Source organism: Erwinia sp. S43, from assembly GCF_016624745.1.
In the GTDB taxonomy this organism is placed as follows: Bacteria; Pseudomonadota; Gammaproteobacteria; order Enterobacterales; family Enterobacteriaceae; genus Erwinia; species Erwinia coffeiphila.
In genome coordinates, this window is the sequence record NZ_JACVTX010000006.1 from 15,073 (window position 1) to 36,001 (window position 20,929).

Consider the following 20,929-nt stretch of genomic DNA (forward strand, 5'->3'; position numbering starts at 1 on the left):
GCCAGCTACTTCAGCTTGCTTGAGATGACGGCAGGTCCTTTCCCTCCAGCCGATGCTGCGTCTTTGGTGCTGTTTGAAAAGGCGGAAACTATTCCAGCCGCGCGCACGCCAACCCATGTCAACGCGGCGAGCCAGAACCCAGGCAACACCAGGAACATTGTTGCCATGACGAAGTTCAACAGCAGATCCCCGAACGCGTTGTTCAGCCCCATCACCGGGTCGAAATTGGTCATCGGACGGTTGTAGCCCCATCCCCAGCCATAGAGTGCGTCGAGGATCGTGGAGTCGACCCAGCGCGCCAGTTGGAACCAGAAGTCGACGAAGAACAGTGCGAACTGCACCACGCTCACCGTCACGAGGGTTTTCAGGTCGTAGGTGCCGATCACCAACACGAGCGGAATGCAGATCACCAGCGCCATCTTGAGCAGCGATAACGTCATGGGCAACGCCTGGCGCATGACATCCATCGCCGGGAACAGCCCGATCGCGCCGACCGCCATTCCCACATCGCCCGCGGCTCGCGTAACGACATTCGGCAGGGTCTTGTCGATCTGTCCGCCGTAATCGGTGTAGACGGCGCCCTGATTCAGCTTCTGTTGCCGAGGCGCGGCGATGGCGCGGATCACGGAATTGTCCAGTTCGGTCCTGGAGATGAAGCCGGCCCAGTTCGCCATGCGCGTAAGCAGATTGGGATCGACCTGAGCCAGCAGGCGCGCGCGCAGGCCGGTTGAGCCATCCGACCACCATTCCCGGCAGTTCGGGTATCCGGCCCCACTCGGCACTTCGGTCAACCCCGCATCCCGGCTCTCATCGTAAGGCCAGGACTCGCGAGGTGTACTAGAGCGATAGGTGTCATAGAAGCCAGGCGTGTCGACAAAGTAGTTGGAGCCGATCCAGCTGACATCCGCCATCTGCTCCTCGCTGAGGGTCGGCCGGTTCATGAACAGCTTGGCCCGCGCCGGGCCGTAGCAGTTGAGCGCGAAATCCGTCACCTCCTGAGCCAGCAGTGGATCGTCGATGCGGGTGTTGTCGATGTCCATCCTCATTTGCCGCAGGTCGGTTCCGCACGGGATCGCCGCGACGGCGGCGCTGGTAACGGCCTTGGAAATCGAGTGCATAAAGAACCACCAGACCGGCACCTTGGCGGACTGGTTGTTGAGCGTGGTGAATGACTGCCCCCAGCCGGTATCACTGGGCGCGGGAACGTTCACCTGGCACTGCCTGGAACGGGACTGGTCGAAATTGATGGTGTTGAGATCCACGTCGATGAAGGGAATGCCGGCGAACATGATCACGACGATGGCGACGAACACCCTGTTTTCTATCCGCATCGAGGAGAGCACGCCCTTGTTGCCTTCGTCGGCCCCTTCCGCGCGCGCTTTCAGCCATTCCTGAATCACGATGGCGAGAAACGGCAGCGCGAACAGGCCGCTGGCAACCAGAACCGACCAGATGCCGTTGTGGACGATCCACCCGACGAGGGTGAGGTAATACTCCAGATAGTCGGACGTGTAGAGCGTCATCGTGTCCTCCGCCCTAAATGGATTGCAGCAACAAGCTGCCTTCGAGAACGGCCAGAGCCGCCACACCGGCGATTTCGACACGGATGAGGCGTTCATGCGATTCCGTGTCGGGTTCGCGCGCCAGAACCCGTTTGCGCATCCATCGCCATCCGCAGGCGATGCCCAGGTAGAGCAGCAGGCGCCAGGCCAGGAAATAGCCGCTATGGTCGTCCATCCAGCGCTCCCAGCTCTCGATGCTGCCCAGCACACGGATGCCAACCACATTGATGGCGATCGCCACAAACAGCAGCAGGGCCGTCCAGAGCAGTGCGTAACCGACACGGCGATTGAACAGCCACCGCATGCGAAGCCAGACCGGGATCATGGATTGCTTCCTCCCGATTGCGAACGCTGCAACTCATCAAGGCGATTGGGAATAGGATCGCCCTGGTAGACGCCGCGCGAACCTGCGGCCCGGGTGCTGTGGCGCTGGATGATCTGCATCGGGGAGTTGTTGGCCAACTCACGGCGCAGTTCGAGCTCGGTCTTGAGGTTGTTGATCTCGCGGTCGAGAATGTCGCTCTCCTGCGTGACCGCCTCCTGGGCCATTTCGTTCGCTGCCACATTCGGCTCCATCCGTCCGGTCAGCAGCGTGCGCTGAAGCAGCAAGGCTTTTTCCAGCACGCTGGCGAGAGCCACCTCGGAAGCGAGGCGCCTTGCGAGGATGTCCTGATCCGGCTCATCCCGCAGCGCTTCGATCACGCCGCGGGTGATCGGCAGGGACGTGCTGCTTGCTTTCTGCAGATTGTCGAAGCTCATCGACTGGCTGCCTGAGATCAGTTCCTGCAGGCTTTCCAGCTTGGTCTCGTACTCTTCCTGGATGAGCGGGGTCAGCCCGACGCCCGGCGTGGTCTGCGTCTTGGTGCAGCTTTCGCAGGTGCGCTGCTCCTGCTCGCCCAGGACCCGAGTGGCCCAGGTGACCGCAGCCTGCGGAGAACTCCAGGTCTGGCACGTCAGCCGGTCGCCGCAACTGCCGGAGTCGATGGACGAGGTGTCATCGACGCTGCGGCCGTTGACAAGGTTGTAGCCGGCGCGTGTCACGTCAGCGACCACCCGGATAGGCGCCTGGCCCGAACCGCCGGCATTGTCGCCACCGACCCACGGCACGCCCTCATTGCCCTTGCTGCTCTCCGCCTCTTCGATCGCGGAAACCGCATCGGTGCTGGCAACCGCCTTCTTGAGCGCCATTCCTTCCGCGAGCTGGTCCCAGCCGAGCTGACCACCGGCCATGTCGGCCATCCTGTTCGCGATCGCCCTGCAGGTGAGTTTCGAGCGGTCGAAATCGAGCCTGGCTTGCAGGACACCGTTGGTGAGCAGGTTATAGAGACCGGGATCGGCGCGCTGGATGATCAGCGCAGGCAGCGAAGCCACCGCGCTGGTGGCGTTCTGGATCACGTTCGACATGATGGTCTGGAACCCGTTGGTGATGCCGTTCAACTGGTTCTGCAGCGTAGTGGTGAGGCTCATATCGCCGCAAATGAGATTGCTGTTCCAGCCAACGCCAACGCCGATCGAGCGCATGTTGGCCGCGCCCGTCATCGATACGGCCCGGCCGCCGCCGATGCTGTACAGCACATCGTCGCCAATCACGCTGCCACGATGTTGCAGGCCATATTCGTTGACGCTCGTCTGGGCGACGGCGCCGGAGCATGCCGCCGTCAGGGCGCAAACGAGCAGGCTCCGGCGCAGATGTTTGTGGACGGCAGGAGCAGGAGAACGTGAAGTCATCTCAGGAGCCTCCACCGAAGTCGACGCTGCCAAGGAAGATCTGACCCCGGCGCTGGCAGCAGCTGTAGGGCCGCCAGAGCGCCCAGGCATAGTCACCCTGCTGGGCCTGGACGCGCTGGTTCGAATGCGGGAAGACGGCGCACGAACTGGACATCGTGGGCGTCAGTTCCTGCCACTTGCCCGTGGAGGCATCGCCTTCGACAAGCTCGCCTGCGGGCCAGTAGCCGTCGCGAGCGGTGGCAAGCAGGGGCTGGTAGATGTGGATCTGGCCACGGCGGGTGACGATATCGCCGGCGCGCTGCGCGACAACGGCACCGCTCTTGTAGTCGTCGGTCTGGTGCAGGAATCCGCCGCGCGGATAGACCGCACCCCAAAGGTTCACAGAGGTTCGTGCCCCGATTTCGCGCATGCCGGGGACCAGAGCCTCCGGATAGACCGCCTCCGGCACGTTGTAGCGCCAGGCCACCGTGTCGAGCGTGCTCAGCAGGTATGGCATGAAGGCCGTACCGGCACCTTCGCAGGAATAGCCCGAAGCGCTGGCGAGCCTCCCCAGGACCGCGCCGCCGGGGTGGCCGATCACGTCAGCGTTCTTGAACTTCGACAGGTTGTTTTCGTGATCCTGGTTGGTCGTGCCATCACCGCCGGCCTGCGCAGTGGTGTTCGGCATGCTCATGGCCCGCACGTCGAGCCACGGGTTCTCACCCGTATTGGCGTAGCTGGACACCACGGCATCCGGCACGTAGTGGCGCACTTTCACCGATGTCCGCACCGAGCAACCGAATGTGGTGCAAAAGAGCCAGTAGCAGATCCCGACAACCCTGTATTCGAGGCAATCAGGGGATAGAGCCGAAGCCGTGATCGTTGCCGTGTTGAGCGCAAAGGCCGACGAAGCTGACCCAAGCATGAGGGCCGCGATGGCGGCGCGGAGGCGACGGGAGCGCTTCATGGCTGGGCCCTCCGGTATGCCTCGATGCGAGCAACCGCCCTGGCTACGTCCGGCTCGCCGTAGATGACGTAGCGCCGGTCGACCACGACAGCGGGAACGGTGGAAACGCTAAGGCCCCAAGCATCGGCCACGCCCTGCCAGGCGGAAGCGAGATCGCGTTGCAGCCGGGCGCCGCCCTGTTTGAGGCGTTCCTGGACGATGGCCTGGGCCCGATGCGGATCAGCGGGTAGATTGGCCGCGAGACTGGCCTCGATTTCCTGTGCTGCGTCGAGGTGGACGACGGTGGCGCTATCCACCGATTTAAGCGTGATGGATCGGTCGGTGAATACCGTTACCTCGGCAGCGCTGGCCGCCTGGCTGGCCAGGCCTAACGCCACGCACAAGGTGCTGGCTACCGCCGATGGAAAGCGCATCGGCCCGGATTGGGTGCGAAACGGGGTGAGCATGTCCGGACTCCTGAAGCATGTTGCCGTTGTGGAGTCTCAGAGTTCACCCTGAACCAGTCTGCAGGTCAGTCAACAATCGGAATCGCGGAGTGCCCGTATTCACGGCTCTATCCCAAAAGGGTGCAGCAGTGTCTCGTTTTCAAAAAAAGCCGTCATCGATATTATTTCTGATGAAAATGTAAATCATTACCATTAAAGTCAGGTTTTAGATATTATTCGAAATATCATCGTTGATGTCAGCCACACGGTGACAGCGTGCCGGCATTACTTAGAGAATTGATCATATGGTACGCGCCTACGCCATAATTCGCCGATGGAGGTCCGCTTTTTTGATCGATGCCAGCGCACGTAGCGTTAGCGCTTGCTCAGCGTCAGAAGTGGTGCATCAGAAATTGACAAAGAGGTTTCGCTGATGTGGAACCCAAAAACTCTTTTTGAAAAGCACGCTCGGGAAATTCAGCGTTTCCTCCAGCAACGAGGGCATCGGCCTGACGTTGCGGCCGATCTGACCCAGGATGTCTTCGTTCGGATATTGAATCAGACGACAATTCGCGGTTGCGATAATCCGAAAGCCTATCTCCATAGAATAGCAAGGAACCTGTCCGTTGATCTTCATCGACGTGAACAGATCGTTGCAGTTTCAGAACTGCCCGTGGATGAATATGGCGAAATTCCTGATCCACTCCCTGGTGCGGAAAGGGCGCTCAGCGCGAGGCAGGAACTCGAGATCCTTCATGGCGCACTCATGGAATTGCCCGAACAGACGCGGCGCGCTTTTGAGCTTTACCGTTTGAGTGATATGACAATCAGCGAAGTGGCTGATGATCTGGGTCTGTCCATCTCTCGCACCTGGACATTGATCAGACGCTCGTACCTGCATCTCCGCTCAAAGCTGAATGACGATATGTCGCAGAATTGATTTTTGATAACGAGTCTGGCCTCTCATTCGCTATAGTACGCATACAGGGCGTGTTAGCTTATTTCAACATACAGAAACGTGTGCTGAGTATCTGTAATTGCGCATGTCGTCATTCCGAACAGGCTCTGCCATTCGGGCGAACTGCTTGATTTCTAGCCTTTAGCCATGGTTGAGCCGGATTAATATATCTATGATCGATGAAACGTCGAAAGACGACCAGATATTTGAAGAGGCATTTGACCTCATTATCCGGCAGCATTCTGACCGGAAGAACCCGGTTACGCGAGAATTGATTCGCAGCTGGCGGTCCCGCAGCGCTGCACACGAAGCTGCCTGGAGGGAAGCAATGCATATCCACTCCATGTCAGGAGAAGCCGTCAGGGCCCGGCAAGCGGTGACTGTGGCCAAGCCGGACTTATCGCGGCGTCGTTTCGTGCTTGGTGGTGGCGTTGCCTTCGCGACCCTTGGTGTCGGCTTACTCGCCGGCCCGGAACTGCTTTTGCGCATCAAGGCCGACGATAAGACGTCGACCGCTGAGTTGCGACACGTTTCACTTGAGGACGGCACGCTCGTGTCACTGGGCCCTGACAGCGCGATATCCTCGACCTTCACATCCGCCCGCCGGCGTGTCGAACTGCTGGAGGGAATGGCCTATTTCAACGTAGCAGCAGATGAAACTCGTCCATTCCAGGCCGTCGCTGATAAATTTGAAGTGTCCTCGTTCAGCGGTGGCTTTGACCTGAGTATGGATGCCGGCCTCATCAATATCGCTGTTGAAAGAGGCGATGCCGATGTCCTGATAGGTAGTTCAACGAGACAGGGCTTGAACCTGGTCACTGGAGACTGGCTCTCCATTGACGGGGAGACCCTGAACGTCGAACGAGGCCGGCGTACGCCCGAACAAATTGCTGCATGGCGTAGCGGAATGCTTGTGGTTGAGCAGGAAACGATTTTCTCAGTCATCGCGCGCATAGCCCGCTGGAAGCGAGGCAAGATCGTGATTGCCGACCGCAGCCTTGGCGCCCAGAAGATTAGTGGCGTTTACAACCTGCATAATCCCCTTCGTGCGCTTGCAGCTGCTGTCCAGCCACGGGGTGGAACCGTGCGGGAATTGACGCCCTGGCTCACCGTCATTACAAAAATCTAGAATTTTTTTCTGCCTGGGGGAGAAAATTTTCGACCGCCGTTCGTTTTAATAATTAGTTAGGACTTGCGCTACCGCCAAAGGCCAAAGCCATTCCTATCAGATTTTAAAACTATACGGGGGTCTGATGAGTTCTTCCAATGGAGTTGATGGTGCTCGCCGCTTTACTCGCAAGCATGTCGTGGCGGCTGCCCTTTGGGGATCTGTTGTTATCCCCGCAGCGGTGGTTGCGTCATCAAAGACTGTCTACGCTCAAACGTCACAGAATGTAACCTTCAGCATTCCTCCTGGGGCGCTATCGGGAGCATTGGCGGAATTCGGGCGTCAGTCCGGCATTCAGGTTACGTATCCTCCGGAGGTTGCTACCGGTAAGAGGTCGTCCGGTATATCGGGTGCAGTGCCTCCGGGCGTCGCTCTTGATCAGATACTCCGAGGCTCGGGCCTGTCCTACAACTTCACGAGTACAGATACCGTCACGATCAATGATCTGGTGTCGTCAGCCCATGCACCACTGGCGGATGATGGCTCCATGATGCTCGACACCATCACTGTTACTGCAGCCAAAGGTGTCAGCCCGGCCGATGCGCCTTATACGACAGCTGGGTCCAGCGCCTACATCTCCGGTGAGCAGATCGAGCGGTTTCGGGGCACCTCGGTCGGTGATTTTCTCTCGGGCGTGCCCGGCGTGCTGAACGGCGACAGCCGCAACTCGGGCGCGGTGGACGTCAACATCCGCGGCATGCAGGGCCAAGGGCGCGTGCCGGTCCTTGTCGATGGCGCTTCCAATGAGACGTCAGTTTACCAAGGGTATAACGGCTCGACTTCCCGTAGCTATATCGATCCTGATTTCATTGGGTCTGTGTCGATTGAAAAAGGGCCGAGTATGGGAGCTGATGCCACCGGTGCAACTGGTGGCGTGGTTCGCATGAGTACGATTGGCATTAACGACATTCTTCTTCCGGGTAAGAGCGTCGGTGTGCGACTTAAAGGTAGCTTTAATACCAACAGTTCATCCGTGCCCGCAGCGGGAACAGCGACTGAATTGGTGAACCGACCATCGTTTCTCGACCCCACAGGAGGCGCTGGTAGCATCGCAATCGCCGGCACAACCGAGCTTGTAGATGTGGTCGCCGCATACGCTCGCCGAAAGAGTGGCAATTATCATTCGGGGAAAAATGGGTATGACGGAGACTTGTCGCAGTACAAGCCAAAGCAGGAAGTTTTCAATACCTCGCTTGACAATGAGTCTTGGCTTTTGAAGGGCAAGTTAAAGTTTGAGGATGGCCATTCGCTTGAGCTCGGGTATACACGATATCTGAGTGATTATGGCCATATCTTAGGGTCTCAGGCGTGGGGGTTGAGTTCTTTGTTGCCTTATCAAGGGTATCGGAGCTCCATTGACTTGGCTACATACACCGCACGTTATCGATTGAGGCCGGATGACAGTAATTTTATTGACCTCAAGGTTGATTCTTTTTTTTCAAAAGTTGACAACAGGGTGAATTCGGCGACCCTCTCAGGAGGCATTCTGAATCCCCAGTACTTCTGGGTCGGCTCAGAGAGGTGGGGGGTGAATGCCTCCAATACATCTCGTTTCTATACGGATGTCGGTGATTTCAAACTGGAATATGGTGGGGCATTCACTCGCGAAACTGTGGGGCTGCCAGATGGAGTTGACAAGGACTGGTATACATCGACTCAGTTTTTGCCTCGTGATGGCTGGCGAAAAGAAACCAGTGGCTTTACGACGTTGGAGTGGAAGCCGCTCGACTGGTTAACTTTAAATGGAAGCACTCGCTATTCCCATTTTGAAACGATGGATAAAAGCACCACGCTCACGGAGCCATTCGAACGCAAGGATGGGGGCTGGTCACCGGTTGGTAGCGTGACTGTTGAGCCGCTTGCAGGATTCCAGGTTTATGGCAAATACGGTAGCGTTCTGCGTTCGCCTAGTGTGTTTGAGTCACTGACGAGCCCATCTTTCATTTATCCGGTCGAGGAGAATCCGGTTTCGCCTGAGAGAGCCAAGACTTTTGAATTAGGGGCTAACTATCTAAAAGATGGTTTGTTGCTTCCTGATGACAAGCTACGTCTGCATGCGGCTTATTTTGATAGTCATATCGATAATTATATAACGAGAGCAAATATCGCTCGCGAAAGGCCTACCCGGCCTGGTACGTATTCATATGTGCTTGGGCGCTTGAATCTGGATTATGCCAAGATGCGCGGAATTGAGATGTCAGCGGAATACGACGCGGGGAGATATTTCGGGGGCATCGCATGGAATCATTATATCGATGTAATGTTCTGTGCGCCAGAAGGCGTGCTTGCCGCTACAGCGCAACGGTGCTCCGCAAGTGGAATCTCCAACAGTTTTTCCGTTCAACAGGTGCCGCCGAAAGACACCGTGACGCTTAATCTCGGGGCACGCTTCTTTAATGAGAATCTCACAGTCGGTTCGCGACTCACCTATGTTGGAAAGCGATATGTAAAAGACGACGGCGCAGGTGCAACAGCGTCTTCAGGCGTGAGTTACGTTCATGCATCAAACTGGAATCCCTACACGTTGGTTGATCTCTATGCAAGCTACAAGATCAACGACAACGCTACGTTCGATTTCGCAGTCGATAACCTGACAGATCGTTATTACGTCGATGCACTTAACGCTGTTCCGGTGCCAGCTCCTGGTCGTACCGTGCGCGGAAGCCTGACTGTCAAATTCTAGATATTGCAGACGACCGCTGCGAGCGTGCCGTGCTGAGAGGTGTTTTATGTACGAAGAACTTCTGCGGGAAGAGCTGTTGAGCCGTTGCAAACGGTTGAAAGCGGCCACCCATGAAGCACACGACCGACTCGACAAGCGGATCATGGCTGGCGACCCCTTTGCCGACCGCGAACGCTATGGACGCTTTCTGGACGTGCAGTACCGTTTCCATCACCAGGTCGATCGGCTCTACTGCCACGATGAACTAGACGCCATCATTCCTGACCACCAGGGCCGGCGGCGTCTGGGCCTGATACGCAAGGACATGCAAGACATTGGCGCGGATATCCCGGATTTGCGCGAAAGCGATGCAGATCCGATCGACTTGCCGAGCGCCTTGGGGTGGCTTTATGTTGCCGAGGGCTCCAATCTTGGCGCCGCATTCCTGCTGAAAGAGGCGGCCAAGCTCGGCCTCTCCGAAGACTTTGGTGCGCGGCATCTGGCTGGAGCGCCGGAGGGGCGCGGTCGGCATTGGCGCGCTTTTACGACGGCACTCGATGGAATGGAGCTGGATGGGGCGGCGGAAGACCGCCTCATCCAGGGCGCACGCGCAGCCTTCGCTTGTGTCCGCTCGCTTGTCGATTTGCGCTTCGGCGGCTGAATGAACGGACAAGATGCCGTGTTCTATCGGCCAGAGGAAGCGATAGCAGCGGCCATTCCAGGCCACAGGGCTAAGCGGTGGATTGGCGCGGGCGTGGTGGCGGTCGCGCTGCATGGCGGAGGCCTGCTGTGGCTCTTGTACCAGCCACCGTTGGCCGCCGCCGACAATGCACCGCCGCCGGCCATCATGATTGAGCTGGCTGATATGTCCGAAGCCGTCATAGTCAACCAGAATGAAATCTCGGCTGACCAGAAAACGGCCACGGAGAGCCAGCCGACCGAAAAGGTGGACAGGACCGAGAACAGACCAGTTGAGCACCAGCGTAAAAAAGTCGCGAAAACCAGGCCTAAGCCTGTCGAGAAACCGTCCGAAACGGCGGGTCTGGTGCGGGAGGAGATGGTGAAACCGCTCGAAAGCGCCGAAGCGACGCAGCCGGTGTCGCACCCTGCGCCGCCTGAGCAGAAACGTGAAGAGGCCAAAACGGAACTCGCACAGGCCATGCCGAGCCAACCGCAGGCAGCGTCGGAACAAGCGGTCGAGGCGAAAGCCCAGGTTCTTCAGTCGAACCGCGACGCGGCCCGGCAGTCGACATCCGGGTTGTTCTCGTCGTCGGTGACTCCGGCGACATGGCAGGCGCGGCTGATGGCCCATCTTGAGCGCCGCAAGCGATATCCGGCGGATGCGCGCTCACGCGGCGAGACCGGCACGGTCTACGTCCGGTTCAGCATCGACGATGCTGGCAACGTTCTGTCCATCACGCTTGCACGTTCTTCAGGGCACGGCGAACTGGATGACGAAGTCTTGTCGCTGGTGCGGCGCGCGTCGCCGGTGCCTGCTCCGCCATCGGGTGCGAACAGGACCATTACCGCGCCCGTGCAATTCTCCGTGAAAGGATGAGCACAGCAATAATTACATTTATGTTAATAACGCAAGTAATTATGAGTGGGTAAGTTAAATGATTTTCGCCATTGACCAGATATGACAACCAGCTTCGCTGATTGCGATTGACGGGACAAGGCAGCTAGGCATTCGGAGTGGTTTTTGTCATCCAAAACGGCTCCGTCATGCGGTGTGTTGTAAATCAATCCATTAAGGAGATTTCTATGATTCAGATCATGAAGAAAACAGTCCTGGCTGTCGCGGTTTTAGGTGTAATCGGAACGGCTCAGGCTGCTGTAGTTGGAAATCAGAGCTACACTGAAACTGGGGGGCTTCGCGTTACTAAAACCACTGCAACCACGCCGGTGACCGCAGCTTATGTTGATGGGCAACTGGGTAGTATACCTGTTGCAACTACTCATTTTGCGTTATCAAGTTATCAAGACTCTACGGGTGTCTATAAATGGAGTGGCCGTGAAATTGTTGCAAATGGCGATGCGCCCGGTCCTGAGATTCCTGCGGCTAATCATTCCGGTCTTGGCGTTTGGTCCTTTGCCCAGGTCGGCAGTCAGGATGTCTGGTTTGGCGAATGGGATGCAGAATCTACCACCGCTGCCATCGGCACCAAGGTGGCCGGTACCCATACTGTCTGGTACAACGGCGAAAATGGTGATGTAGCCACCACGTTGCCAACCGCCGCACCTGTCAGCTATACCGTGCGGTCGATCAACAACTACTCCGGTTCCACGCTTCCAACCAGTACGTTGACGGCTAACTTCGCCACTGGCGCGGCCAGCTCAACGGGCGATATCGGCTTCACGAGCGGCACGATCAGCACCGTAGGCTCCGATGTCCAGCTCGCGGCTAACAACGTCAGCGTCGCCAGCGCCAGTGGTACGGGCGGTACGCTGGATGGCAAGTTCTACGGAACCGGCGCTTCAGCCGTCGCAGGTATTGTCACTTTCTCTGACCGGACCAAGGACACCGCCTTCGGTGGTTCCAAAAATCCATGAGTAAAACGCCGTTGACAATGGCGCTCCGGACTCATTGGCAGTCGTAACTTTGCAGGAAATGTTCGTCAATGAATTCCGATAGTGCTTGTACCTTGAGCAAGGGCAGGTTTCCTCACGCCCTTGCTCTTTTCAGCGCCGGCCCTGACGCCCCGGTTTCGCTGCCGGAAATGTTGAGGAGGCTTGCGCGCTCGATTTCCGGAAAATTTGCCTATGCGACATCCACTGGCTTCATCCGCGGTTTCCAGTCCAGAACAGCGGCAGTCCCTGTCTCAACAGCACCAATCACAGCGGCTGTCCCAGAATGTTTCGTTGGGCCTGCTTCTCATGCAAGGCCTGCTCCCGCTCATGTTCGGCGTGATGCCGACTGCATCCTTCGCGGCACAGGATCGTGATGACACACGTCGCTTTCTTGAACAAAACGTCGAGCGCCAGGCGGCGGATCGTGAACGCGAACTTCTGAAAGACGAGGTCAGCCCGCCCCAGGGACAACGGCCGACGCTGACCATCAACGGCCAGTCTTACAAGGTAGAGCGAACTGCCAGCGCGCTTGGGCGAGCCCTTTACCTGTCGCTTCAATACCATCAATGGAGCGCGGCGAAACAATTCCTGGCCGAGTATCTGACATTGCCGGACCGCGACCCCTTGCTGGTGCACTATGCGCAAGGAACGCTGGCGCGCGTGCATGGGCAGATGAAGCAGGCGGAAGCGGAGTTCCGCACATTGTTGGAATTACGGCCCGGCTTCCTGCCAGGGCGCCTTGAGCTGGCACGCGTCTTGTTCGAGAATGGGCAGGAGCGCGAAGCCGAAGAGAATTTCTCGCATATCCTTTCGTCCATCGATGCCTCAGACCCCAAGACCGCCGGCGTCCGCAAAACGATTGAGACCTATCGCGATGCGCTGAGACAGCGTCAGGCCTGGACGGGGTCGTTCTCGTTCGGCCCTTCCTGGTCTGATAACGTCAACCGCACGTCCGCGAGTCGGACCTGCCTGTTGGCCGACAACACTGGCTTCTGTTACTACGAGCGCACGCTTCCCAAGGCGATCAGGGCCAGCGGTACGGATTTCGACGCCAGCCTGCAGAAGCGGATTCCGCTGCGCGGGCATCATGGCCTCTATACGCGTTCGCTGCTTTACGGCACCCAGTATCGTCAACACGGCGACTATAACGAAACCACGTTCACGACCCAGGCTGGCTATAGCTATCGTGATGACCGACAGCAGATTTCCCTGGGTCCATCATTTGAATATTACGAGTGGGGCAACGACGGCTTGTATGGCGCGTGGGGGCTGCACGGCGAGTGGAGCTATACGCTCTCGCCGGCGTCACTCGTCAAGCTGGAGGGAGATTACAAGGATCTGCACTATCGCCGCGAACTCTACGCGCGGAACTTCAATGGCGCGCAGCATTCGCTGTATGCGACGTACTTCAGGGATGTCGGCGCAGGCTGGACGCTTTTTGGGGGAGTTGATTTTGTCGACAGCGATGCCAGGGCGGAGGCCAATTCCTATCAGCAGAAAGGGATGCGGGCGGGGGCGTCGGTACGGGTTGCCGGATTCCAGGGAACCTTGTTCGCGGCCTACCGAATGCGCGATTATGATATTTACAGCCCCTTGCTGGAGGCGAGGCGCAAGGACGAAGAGCAGAATTATACCTTCGTGCTGAAAGCCGAGCGCTGGCAGGTGGCGGGTTTCGTTCCAAGCCTCACCTACCGGTACAACAAAGTGAAAAGTAACGTTGACTGGCTCTATTCTTACAACCGCAATGATGTCAGCCTGAAAATGGAGTACACGTTCTGAACGGGTACTTCCTCCTCGCCGTAGCAAAGGTTATCGCAGTGCAGGCGTAGCGCGCCACCACGACGGGATGAGCCCTGTCATGCCAGGCACCGCATGCAGGTGCCTGGTGAAAAGAAAGCCTCCGGGAGCCCTGCGCATCGAGCTGGTTCCCAGCCCATTCGTAAACGAATTGTCCCAGGAGTTCGCCGCGTGTAAAGCTGCTGACGCGCGGCAATACTTCGTAGGCGTCAGTGTCGTGGTTTCTCGATGGTGAGCATGAAAGTTCATGTGGTCAGGGAACTAACATTCCCTGTTCATTCGAAACTCTACGAATACAGGCTTTTCTTCGTGGAAAGAACCAATAATAAAGCATAAAAATCGAGTTAAAGATTAATTTATACATGCGGTATACAGGATTGCCGTAAGTTTGCTTATGTTTACATTTGGTTTACTGAACTATAAATAGAATGATTTTTATTTGCACTATCAAATTATTCTGCGGTGACCTTATGTATAGAAATTTTTCAAAAAACCTGCTCGTCTCCGCCTTGCTCTGCGCATCATTCAGCAGCCTGGCAACGCAATATCCCCTCACCGTGACGGATCTGGACGGGCGCAGCGTGACGCTCCCACATGAGCCGCAGCGCATCATCCTGCAGGACGGCCGCGACATCATGGCGCTGGCGCTACTGGACCGGGACAACCCCTTCAAGCGTGTGGTCGCATGGAACAACCTGGCGAAGCGGCAGGACGTCGCCACCTGGCAGCTGCTGAAGGAGAAATGGCCGCAATCTGCCCAGATCCTGGACATGGGTTTCAGCGACAAGGGGAACGTGAACCTTGAGAGCGTCATCGCCCGACAACCTGATCTGATGGTTGCGCAGTTGCGCGCCAAACCCGCGCTGCAGGAAAGCGGCGTGATCGATAGACTGAGCGCGCTGCACATCCCGGTGATCTTCGTCGACTATGAAGTGAACCCGCTCAAGGACACCGCGCCCAGCATCGACTTGCTGGGGCAGATCATCAACCAGGAAAGCAACGCCAAGGCCTACACCGACTATTACCGTCAGCGGCTGCAGGCGATTCATCAGAAGACCGACGCCATCACGCCCAAGCCCCGTGTATTCGTCGAAGCGCTGGCCGGCAACAGCGACGCCTGCTGCTTCACCCACAGCCACAGCGGCTGGGGTGGACTGGTTGAAGCGGTCGGCGCCAGCAACATTGGCTCGCAACTGCTGCCCGGCGCCTCCGGCTTCGTATCGCTGGAAAAAATCATCAGCCTCCAGCCTGACGCCTACATCATGACCGGCTCCAGACGCGGCAACAGCCAGGTTCTGCCACTGGGCTACCAGGTCACCCCGCAACAGGTTGACGCGCAGGCGCAGACGCTGCTGGCGCGCACTGGCATCGGCGAAATTTCGGCGGTGAAGAACCAGCGCTCTTATGGCGTCTATCACCACTTCTACAACCATCCGTGGAACATCGTCGGCATAGAATACCTGGCCAAGGATATCTATCCCCAGGCGTTCAGCAATCTGGCCCCGGACGAGACTTACCGCTACATCGTGCGCCACTTCACCACTTTGCCCGACCAGCCGTTCGTGTTTTCCTGGCGCCAGGGAGAGTAAACCCGCATGAAGACCTTTGCTGAGCCGCACACAGCGGTTCGGTCAGCAGACGATCGGCGCTTGGTGGCAGACTATCGCCAGATCGTGCGCCGCCGCCTGGCAATGATCCTGCTGCTGATCCTGCTGATCCTCGCCTCCCTGCTGCTGGACTTCGTGATGGGGCCGTCCGGGCTGTCGCTGCACACGCTATGGCAGACCCTGGTGCTCCCCGCCAGCGCCAGCGACGGCATCCGCGCAATCGTCTGGGACATCCGCCTGCCGTTCGCGCTGATGGCCATCATCGTGGGCCTGGCGCTCGGCCTGGCCGGCGCCGAGATGCAGACCATCCTCAACAACCCCCTCGCCAGCCCGTTCACGCTCGGCGTGTCGTCGGCGGCCGCCTTCGGCGCGGCGCTGGCCATCGTGCTGGGGCTGGGCATTCCGGGCCTCCCGGCGCAATGGCTGGTCCCGGCGAACGCCTTTGTCTTCGCCCTGCTGGCCGCTCTGCTGCTCGATGGCATCACGCGCTGGACGCGGGTCGCCACATCCGGGGTGGTCCTGTTCGGCATCGCTCTGGTCTTCACCTTCAACGCACTGGTGGCAATGCTGCAATTCGTGGCCAACGAAGACACCTTGCAGGGCCTGGTGTTCTGGACCATGGGCAGCATTGACCGCGCCTCCTGGCCGAAGGTGGGGATACTGTTGGGCGTGCTGGCGGTGGTGATGCCGCTGTCGGTCGCCAGTTCCTGGAAGCTGACCGCGCTGCGCCTGGGCGAGGACCGCGCCATCAGCTTCGGCATCAACGTCCGACGTCTGCGTTTGAGCACGCTGCTGCGCATCAGCATCCTGTCGGCCATCTCAGTGGCATTCGTGGGGCCGATCGGTTTTATCGGCCTGGTCGCGCCCCATATCGCCCGACTGATATTCGGCGAGGACCATCGCTTTTACCTGCCCGCCAGTGCGTTGATCGGTGCTCTGGTCCTCTCGCTGGCTTCGGTGGCATCGAAGAATCTGATACCCGGCGCCATCATCCCGGTCGGGATTGTCACCTCGCTGATCGGCGTGCCGTTCTTCCTGAGCATCATCCTGCGCCACAAGGGGAATATATGAGTCAGCAGACAGCCGGCCTTGCCTTGCGCCGGTTCAGCGCCGGCTACCCCAGGCGCCCGGTGATCGAGGATCTGAACGTCCCCCAGCTGGCGCGCGGCCAGATCATTGCCCTGCTGGGACCCAACGGCAGCGGCAAATCCACCTTGATGCGGGCGATGGCGGGGCTCGGATCATCGTCGGGGGAATTGTTGCTCGATGGTGCAAACCTGCTCGCGCAGCCCTTCGCTCAACGCGCCGAGAAAGTGGTCTATCTGCCGCAGACCTTGCCGTCGGGCGTGCATTTGCATGTGCTTGAATCGGTAATCGTCGCCGCCCAGGCCGGCGCGGGCCTGCGCGTCCCGGACAAACAGCAGGAGGTCATGGCGCTGCTGCACCAGCTGGGCATCGGGCATCTGGCGCTGCAGTATCTCGATCAGCTCTCGGGCGGGCAGAAACAGCTCGTCGGACTCGCGCAGTCGCTGATCCGTCAGCCCGACCTTCTGCTGCTGGACGAGCCGCTCAGCGCGCTGGACCTGAATTACCAGTTCCACGTGATGGAGCTGGTGCGCCGTGAAACCCGGCGGCGCAACATCGTCACCCTGGTGGTGGTGCACGACATCAATATCGCGCTGCGCCACGCCGATCACGTGCTGATGCTCAAGCGCGGCCAACTGCTGGCCGATGGTGCGCCCGCCGCAGTCATCACCCCACAGACGCTGGCCAGCGTCTACGGCGTGCGGGGCCGCGTTGAGCCCTGCTCGCGAGGCGTGCTGCAGGTCATGATCGATGGGCTGGTCGGGCCATGAGGCATGCCTCTAGGGCAATCGGGGGAACTCCTCCGATTGCCCAGAACATTCAGCCTGATTGCGACAGGCAACCGGGCTTTATCTTTGCAAATTGACAGGTCAATGAATTATGAAAAAGCTGATCACCTGCGTCATCATGAGCGGAACCTTGGCGCCCACATGGGCTTTTGCCAATTTTTTGAACGACAGTCATGTCGATCTGACTGCCCGTACAATGTATTACAACAACGACAGCAGAAACACGTCCTCCAGCCAGCCGACCGGCGAGCAACTCGGTCAAGGTTTCATCATCAACGGGCGTTCCGGATATACGGATGGTCCTGTTGGTTTCGGAGTAGATGCCATTGGCCTGCTCGGGCTGAAGATTAACGGCGCTGATGGACACAACACCGCTACCGGAATGTTTCCCCAGCACGCTGACAATAGCGCGCCGGGCAGCTTTGCTTCAGCCCGTCTGGCGCTGAAGGCGAAAGTCAGCAAGACCAATGCCAGAGCTGGCTTCCAGAAATTGAACCTTCCGGTCATCAAAACCAATGACGGAAGATTGCTCCCGTCGCTCTACCGTGGCTACACCCTGACGTCATCCGACTTTGACAACCTGACGCTGGATGCCGGTTTCATCGATCGGGCGCAGGGGCGCAACCAGACGCATTTTCAGAAGCTGAAATCTTCTGGCAAAGCGAGCGGATATAGCTCCGGGTTCAGCTACGCAGGTGGGCGTTATACGCCGGTGAAGCAGCTTGCGTTGAGCTATTATTACGCGCGGCTCAATGACTTCTACCAACAGCACTATGTCGGTGCGATGAAGACCTTCACGATTGCGCAGGACAACAAGCTGAAGGTGGATCTTCGCTATTTCAACAGCCGCAACGATGGGCGCCGATACGGCGGCAACGTTGACAATGATGCGTTCGGCGGGATGCTCTGGTGGTCGAACCCCGTGAATACTTTTGGTCTGGGCTACCAAAAGCTGACAGGGTCCAGCAATTTCCCATATCTCGATCCAGGGCAAAGCGTCGATGGAATTTCCACCAATACAACCGGCGGTGCGACGGGACTGATCAGCGATTCGCCGCTTTCCAAATTCAGGACGGCCCATGAACAGGCGATTGTCCTGCGCTACAGTGCCAATCTGTCGAGCCTTGGGTTGACCGGTCTCCACTTCAACAGCAGCTATGTTTCAGGAAGCCACGCGCAGGCGACGAAGAAAAGCGGAGACCAGAACGAGTGGGTCCGCACCCTGGGGCTTAGCTATGATGTGCCCGAGGATGTCGTGAAGGGCGTTACGATCGCCTGGAAGAATGTGGCATACCGTACCAACATCACAGGCACACACAGCCAGGATCAGAACATTCTGTTGGTCAGCTGGAACTACGGGGTACTTTAATAAAAAATGGAGGAGTCGGCTGGTTCGGCATCACCGAACGCCACCAAGAGGTTTCGCAGCGGTAGTCAGCCATTGGCAGGCGTTATTTCCTTTTCATTCCACCTGCTTAATGCTCTGGTCGGCGGATAGCAAATCGAGGGCGGACAACAGCGTATCGCCTTCGACCGGTCCGGACAATACGAGCGTCCGGCCGCTCTTCCCGTCGATCAGTTTCACGGTCGGCGTGGCGGTGATACGCTCATTTGAGGCCTCGCTGGCTTGTGCCTGAATGATTGCCTGTGGTCGGAGACTGTTCAGGCAGGTTTGGATAGCTGGCGTAAGCGATGGGTACGCGATGTTATCAGGGATGCCCGCGCCGTCGCTGCGGGTGTGTTGATAGATCCAGGTGACTGCTTGCCAGAATCCCGTATGACCTCCGGCTTCGCCGACGCATTCGGCCAGGCGCGCTTGTTGTGACGCCGCCGGTTCATGCATGGGGAGTGGCAGGTGGTGCCATTGCAGGTTCGTCTCAGTGTGTTGATCAATCCATGTCTTGAGCGTCGGGTAGTAGCTCTTGCAATACGGGCATTCCAGATCGGCGTACAAAACCAAGGTAAAACGTGCGTCGGCCCTGCCGTAGCGCCATGGTGGTCCCGCCTGAAAATGTTGGCTGACGGCGTTATCGGCGCCGATCTTTGGTGAAGAGCCGGACGGGTTCGCCAAGTACCAAATACCCAGGGCCACCAGTAGGGCCGCAAGAGCCACCACGGGGCCCAGCCTGCGGCTAAGGATAAAACGTGAGAAAGGAGAAGATTGCATGACAGGTTCCCGATTGCCCGCCGAAAGGTCGGTATGTTAGACGCCGGTTCTTCATCACAGTCGAACACAAGGGGCTTGTTCCGGATGCAAACAAAGCGCATTTCCCCCGATCCGGGTTGTTGGCGGCTCTTCGATTTTTAAAGCTGGCATCTGGTTACATGTCGAGGTGCTCATGTCGTCAGAAACGACATGAAGCTTCAACGTGTCGTTATTTCATCAAAAAAAGAACATGTTCCGTTGACGTGTCGTCGGCAGCGACATAAGCTACGAACATGTCGCTGAAATGAGATTTTTGCATTATGAATGACGCTTCACTTGCCTGGCGCCCGGAGCACCCCCACAACCAACTGCTGGCGCTGCCACCGGCGCATGAACTGGAAACCCGGACCGTGCTCAAGGCCTGCATCGAGGCGCGCGCCGCGCTGGCCGAGCTCAAGCAGGCGGCCGAACTCATCCCCAACCAGGCGATGCTGATCAACACCATTCCGCTGCTGGAGGCCAAGGACAGCTCGGAGATCGAGAACATCGTCACCACGACCGATCAGCTGTTCCAGTATGCGCAGGGTCAAGACAATGCCGACCCCGCCACCAAAGAGGCGCTGCGCTACCGCACCGCGCTGCACCAGGGGTTTCGGTCGCTCAAGACGCGGCCGCTGTGCACCGCCACCGCCGTGGACGTCTGCCGCACCCTGAAAGGGGTGGACATGGACATCCGCCGCACGCCGGGCACCCAGCTCTCCAACGACCGCACCGGCGAGGTGGTCTACACCCCACCGGAAGGCGAAGCCCGCTTGCGCGACATGCTGGCCAACTGGGAGCGCTTTCTGCATAACGAGACTGGACTAGATCCGCTGATCCGAATGGCCGTGGGTCACTATCAGTTCGAAGCCATCCACCCCTTCACCGACGGCAATGGCCGCACTGGCCGCGTGCTCAACATCCTCTACCTCATTCAGGAAGATCTGTTGAACCTGCCCATCCTTTACCTCAGCCGTCATGTGATTGCCCACAAGGCCGATTACTACCGCCTGCTGCTTGGCGTGACGCGGGATGAGGCCTGGGAACCCTGGTTGATCTTCATGCTGCAAGCCGTGGCCGAGACGTCCAAATGGACCACCGGGAAGATTGCGGCCATCCGCAGACTGGCCGAACACACCACCGAGTACGTGCGCACGCGTCTGCCCAAGGTCTACACCCGTGAACTGGTGGATGTCATCTTTGAGCAGCCCTATTGCCGCATCGGCAACCTGGTGGACAAGGGGATTGCCCAGCGCCAGGCCGCCTCGCGCTATCTGCATGACCTGGCCGACCTGGGGGTACTGCATGAGATGCCGCTTGGTAAAGAAAAGCTGTTCATACATCCCAGGCTGATGCAGTTGCTCAACCGGGACAGCAACCACTTCCAGCCTTACGCCTGATGAACGTACCAGCCGTGCGACCCGGCGCATCGCAAACGGGCTGGCC

General features: G+C 58.3%; 18 protein-coding genes. 12 read left to right on the forward strand and 6 right to left on the reverse strand.

Translation table 11 applies throughout. The features are described 5' to 3' along the window. Window positions 1–5 precede the first annotated feature (5 nt). Genes IBT47_RS09835 through IBT47_RS09855 form a run of 5 tightly spaced genes read right to left on the reverse strand, consistent with a single transcriptional unit; the run spans window position 6 to window position 4,682 of the window. Complete coding sequence (locus IBT47_RS09835; RefSeq protein ID WP_200560294.1) at window positions 6–1,523, reverse strand: conjugal transfer protein TraG N-terminal domain-containing protein; 1,518 nt, start codon at window positions 1,521–1,523, stop codon at window positions 6–8. 13 nt (window positions 1,524–1,536) lie between these two features. After that, on the reverse strand, window positions 1,537–1,887 hold the full coding sequence (locus IBT47_RS09840; protein WP_200560295.1) for a hypothetical protein: 351 nt from the start codon (window positions 1,885–1,887) through the stop codon (window positions 1,537–1,539). Then, on the reverse strand, window positions 1,884–3,290 hold the full coding sequence (locus IBT47_RS09845; RefSeq protein WP_200560296.1) for an integrating conjugative element protein: 1,407 nt from the start codon (window positions 3,288–3,290) through the stop codon (window positions 1,884–1,886). The genes IBT47_RS09840 and IBT47_RS09845 overlap by 4 nt, the downstream gene beginning before the upstream one ends. Before the next feature lies 1 nt (window position 3,291). Further along, window positions 3,292–4,236: a TIGR03756 family integrating conjugative element protein gene (locus IBT47_RS09850; RefSeq protein WP_200560297.1), complete on the reverse strand. Its 945-nt coding sequence runs from the start codon at window positions 4,234–4,236 to the stop codon at window positions 3,292–3,294. Continuing rightward, entirely contained in the window at window positions 4,233–4,682 is a 450-nt protein-coding gene (locus tag IBT47_RS09855; protein WP_200560298.1) for a TIGR03757 family integrating conjugative element protein, read from the reverse strand. The genes IBT47_RS09850 and IBT47_RS09855 overlap by 4 nt, the downstream gene beginning before the upstream one ends. A 412-nt stretch (window positions 4,683–5,094) precedes the next feature. Between IBT47_RS09855 and IBT47_RS09860 the strand changes: the two genes are divergently transcribed. From IBT47_RS09860 to IBT47_RS09910, 11 genes are all read left to right on the forward strand, one after another. Beyond that, window positions 5,095–5,601, forward strand: coding sequence for an RNA polymerase sigma factor (locus tag IBT47_RS09860; protein ID WP_200560299.1), 507 nt, complete (start codon window positions 5,095–5,097; stop codon window positions 5,599–5,601). 190 nt (window positions 5,602–5,791) lie between these two features. Next, complete coding sequence (locus IBT47_RS09865) at window positions 5,792–6,748, forward strand: FecR domain-containing protein (protein WP_200560300.1); 957 nt, start codon at window positions 5,792–5,794, stop codon at window positions 6,746–6,748. Between the two features lie 124 nt (window positions 6,749–6,872). Further along, the gene (locus IBT47_RS09870; protein ID WP_200560301.1) at window positions 6,873–9,470 is read left to right on the forward strand and encodes a TonB-dependent receptor; all 2,598 of its coding nucleotides are present in this window, start codon (window positions 6,873–6,875) and stop codon (window positions 9,468–9,470) included. A 46-nt stretch (window positions 9,471–9,516) separates the two neighbouring features. Next, window positions 9,517–10,110 carry a biliverdin-producing heme oxygenase gene (locus tag IBT47_RS09875; RefSeq protein ID WP_200560302.1) on the forward strand — a complete coding sequence of 198 codons (594 nt, stop codon included), beginning with the start codon at window positions 9,517–9,519 and terminating at the stop codon, window positions 10,108–10,110. Beyond that, the gene (locus IBT47_RS09880; RefSeq protein ID WP_200560303.1) at window positions 10,111–11,007 is read left to right on the forward strand and encodes an energy transducer TonB; all 897 of its coding nucleotides are present in this window, start codon (window positions 10,111–10,113) and stop codon (window positions 11,005–11,007) included. Window positions 11,008–11,213: 206 nt separating this feature from the next. Next, complete coding sequence (locus IBT47_RS09885; RefSeq protein WP_200560304.1) at window positions 11,214–12,002, forward strand: Slam-dependent surface lipoprotein; 789 nt, start codon at window positions 11,214–11,216, stop codon at window positions 12,000–12,002. A gap of 210 nt (window positions 12,003–12,212) precedes the next feature. Next, window positions 12,213–13,799, forward strand: a complete 1,587-nt coding sequence (locus IBT47_RS09890; protein WP_234471823.1) for a surface lipoprotein assembly modifier — start codon at window positions 12,213–12,215, stop codon at window positions 13,797–13,799. Window positions 13,800–14,287: 488 nt separating this feature from the next. Beyond that, window positions 14,288–15,406: an ABC transporter substrate-binding protein gene (locus IBT47_RS09895; RefSeq protein ID WP_200560305.1), complete on the forward strand. Its 1,119-nt coding sequence runs from the start codon at window positions 14,288–14,290 to the stop codon at window positions 15,404–15,406. Between the two features lie 60 nt (window positions 15,407–15,466). After that, window positions 15,467–16,495 (forward strand): iron ABC transporter permease, encoded by a 1,029-nt coding sequence (locus IBT47_RS09900; RefSeq protein WP_200560484.1) that lies wholly within the window; start codon window positions 15,467–15,469, stop codon window positions 16,493–16,495. Further along, window positions 16,492–17,280: an ABC transporter ATP-binding protein gene (locus tag IBT47_RS09905; RefSeq protein WP_200560306.1), complete on the forward strand. Its 789-nt coding sequence runs from the start codon at window positions 16,492–16,494 to the stop codon at window positions 17,278–17,280. The genes IBT47_RS09900 and IBT47_RS09905 overlap by 4 nt, the downstream gene beginning before the upstream one ends. Before the next feature lie 109 nt (window positions 17,281–17,389). After that, entirely contained in the window at window positions 17,390–18,667 is a 1,278-nt protein-coding gene (locus IBT47_RS09910) for an OprD family outer membrane porin (protein ID WP_200560307.1), read from the forward strand. 93 nt (window positions 18,668–18,760) lie between these two features. Here the strand turns inward: IBT47_RS09910 and IBT47_RS09915 are convergent, their stop codons facing one another. Beyond that, a complete protein-coding gene (locus IBT47_RS09915; protein WP_200560308.1) occupies window positions 18,761–19,465 on the reverse strand; it encodes a DsbA family protein in 705 nt (234 codons plus the stop codon). 299 nt (window positions 19,466–19,764) lie between these two features. Between IBT47_RS09915 and fic the strand changes: the two genes are divergently transcribed. Then, window positions 19,765–20,883 (forward strand): protein adenylyltransferase Fic, encoded by a 1,119-nt coding sequence (gene fic / locus IBT47_RS09920; RefSeq protein ID WP_200560309.1) that lies wholly within the window; start codon window positions 19,765–19,767, stop codon window positions 20,881–20,883. Window positions 20,884–20,929: the final 46 nt, after the last annotated feature.

What these genes read in the sequence shown, in the direction of transcription:
- IBT47_RS09835 (WP_200560294.1), bottom strand. Translation starts at nt 1,523, where the DNA reads ATGACGCTCTACACGTCCGACTATCTGGAGTATTACCTCACCCTCGTC.
- IBT47_RS09840 (WP_200560295.1), bottom strand. Translation starts at nt 1,887, where the DNA reads ATGATCCCGGTCTGGCTTCGCATGCGGTGGCTGTTCAATCGCCGTGTC.
- IBT47_RS09845 (WP_200560296.1), bottom strand. Translation starts at nt 3,290, where the DNA reads ATGACTTCACGTTCTCCTGCTCCTGCCGTCCACAAACATCTGCGCCGG.
- IBT47_RS09850 (WP_200560297.1), bottom strand. Translation starts at nt 4,236, where the DNA reads ATGAAGCGCTCCCGTCGCCTCCGCGCCGCCATCGCGGCCCTCATGCTT.
- IBT47_RS09855 (WP_200560298.1), bottom strand. Translation starts at nt 4,682, where the DNA reads ATGCTCACCCCGTTTCGCACCCAATCCGGGCCGATGCGCTTTCCATCG.
- IBT47_RS09860 (WP_200560299.1), top strand. Translation starts at nt 5,095, where the DNA reads ATGTGGAACCCAAAAACTCTTTTTGAAAAGCACGCTCGGGAAATTCAG.
- IBT47_RS09865 (WP_200560300.1), top strand. Translation starts at nt 5,792, where the DNA reads ATGATCGATGAAACGTCGAAAGACGACCAGATATTTGAAGAGGCATTT.
- IBT47_RS09870 (WP_200560301.1), top strand. Translation starts at nt 6,873, where the DNA reads ATGAGTTCTTCCAATGGAGTTGATGGTGCTCGCCGCTTTACTCGCAAG.
- IBT47_RS09875 (WP_200560302.1), top strand. Translation starts at nt 9,517, where the DNA reads ATGTACGAAGAACTTCTGCGGGAAGAGCTGTTGAGCCGTTGCAAACGG.
- IBT47_RS09880 (WP_200560303.1), top strand. Translation starts at nt 10,111, where the DNA reads ATGAACGGACAAGATGCCGTGTTCTATCGGCCAGAGGAAGCGATAGCA.
- IBT47_RS09885 (WP_200560304.1), top strand. Translation starts at nt 11,214, where the DNA reads ATGATTCAGATCATGAAGAAAACAGTCCTGGCTGTCGCGGTTTTAGGT.
- IBT47_RS09890 (WP_234471823.1), top strand. Translation starts at nt 12,213, where the DNA reads ATGCGACATCCACTGGCTTCATCCGCGGTTTCCAGTCCAGAACAGCGG.
- IBT47_RS09895 (WP_200560305.1), top strand. Translation starts at nt 14,288, where the DNA reads ATGTATAGAAATTTTTCAAAAAACCTGCTCGTCTCCGCCTTGCTCTGC.
- IBT47_RS09905 (WP_200560306.1), top strand. Translation starts at nt 16,492, where the DNA reads ATGAGTCAGCAGACAGCCGGCCTTGCCTTGCGCCGGTTCAGCGCCGGC.
- IBT47_RS09910 (WP_200560307.1), top strand. Translation starts at nt 17,390, where the DNA reads ATGAAAAAGCTGATCACCTGCGTCATCATGAGCGGAACCTTGGCGCCC.
- IBT47_RS09915 (WP_200560308.1), bottom strand. Translation starts at nt 19,465, where the DNA reads ATGCAATCTTCTCCTTTCTCACGTTTTATCCTTAGCCGCAGGCTGGGC.
- fic (WP_200560309.1), top strand. Translation starts at nt 19,765, where the DNA reads ATGAATGACGCTTCACTTGCCTGGCGCCCGGAGCACCCCCACAACCAA.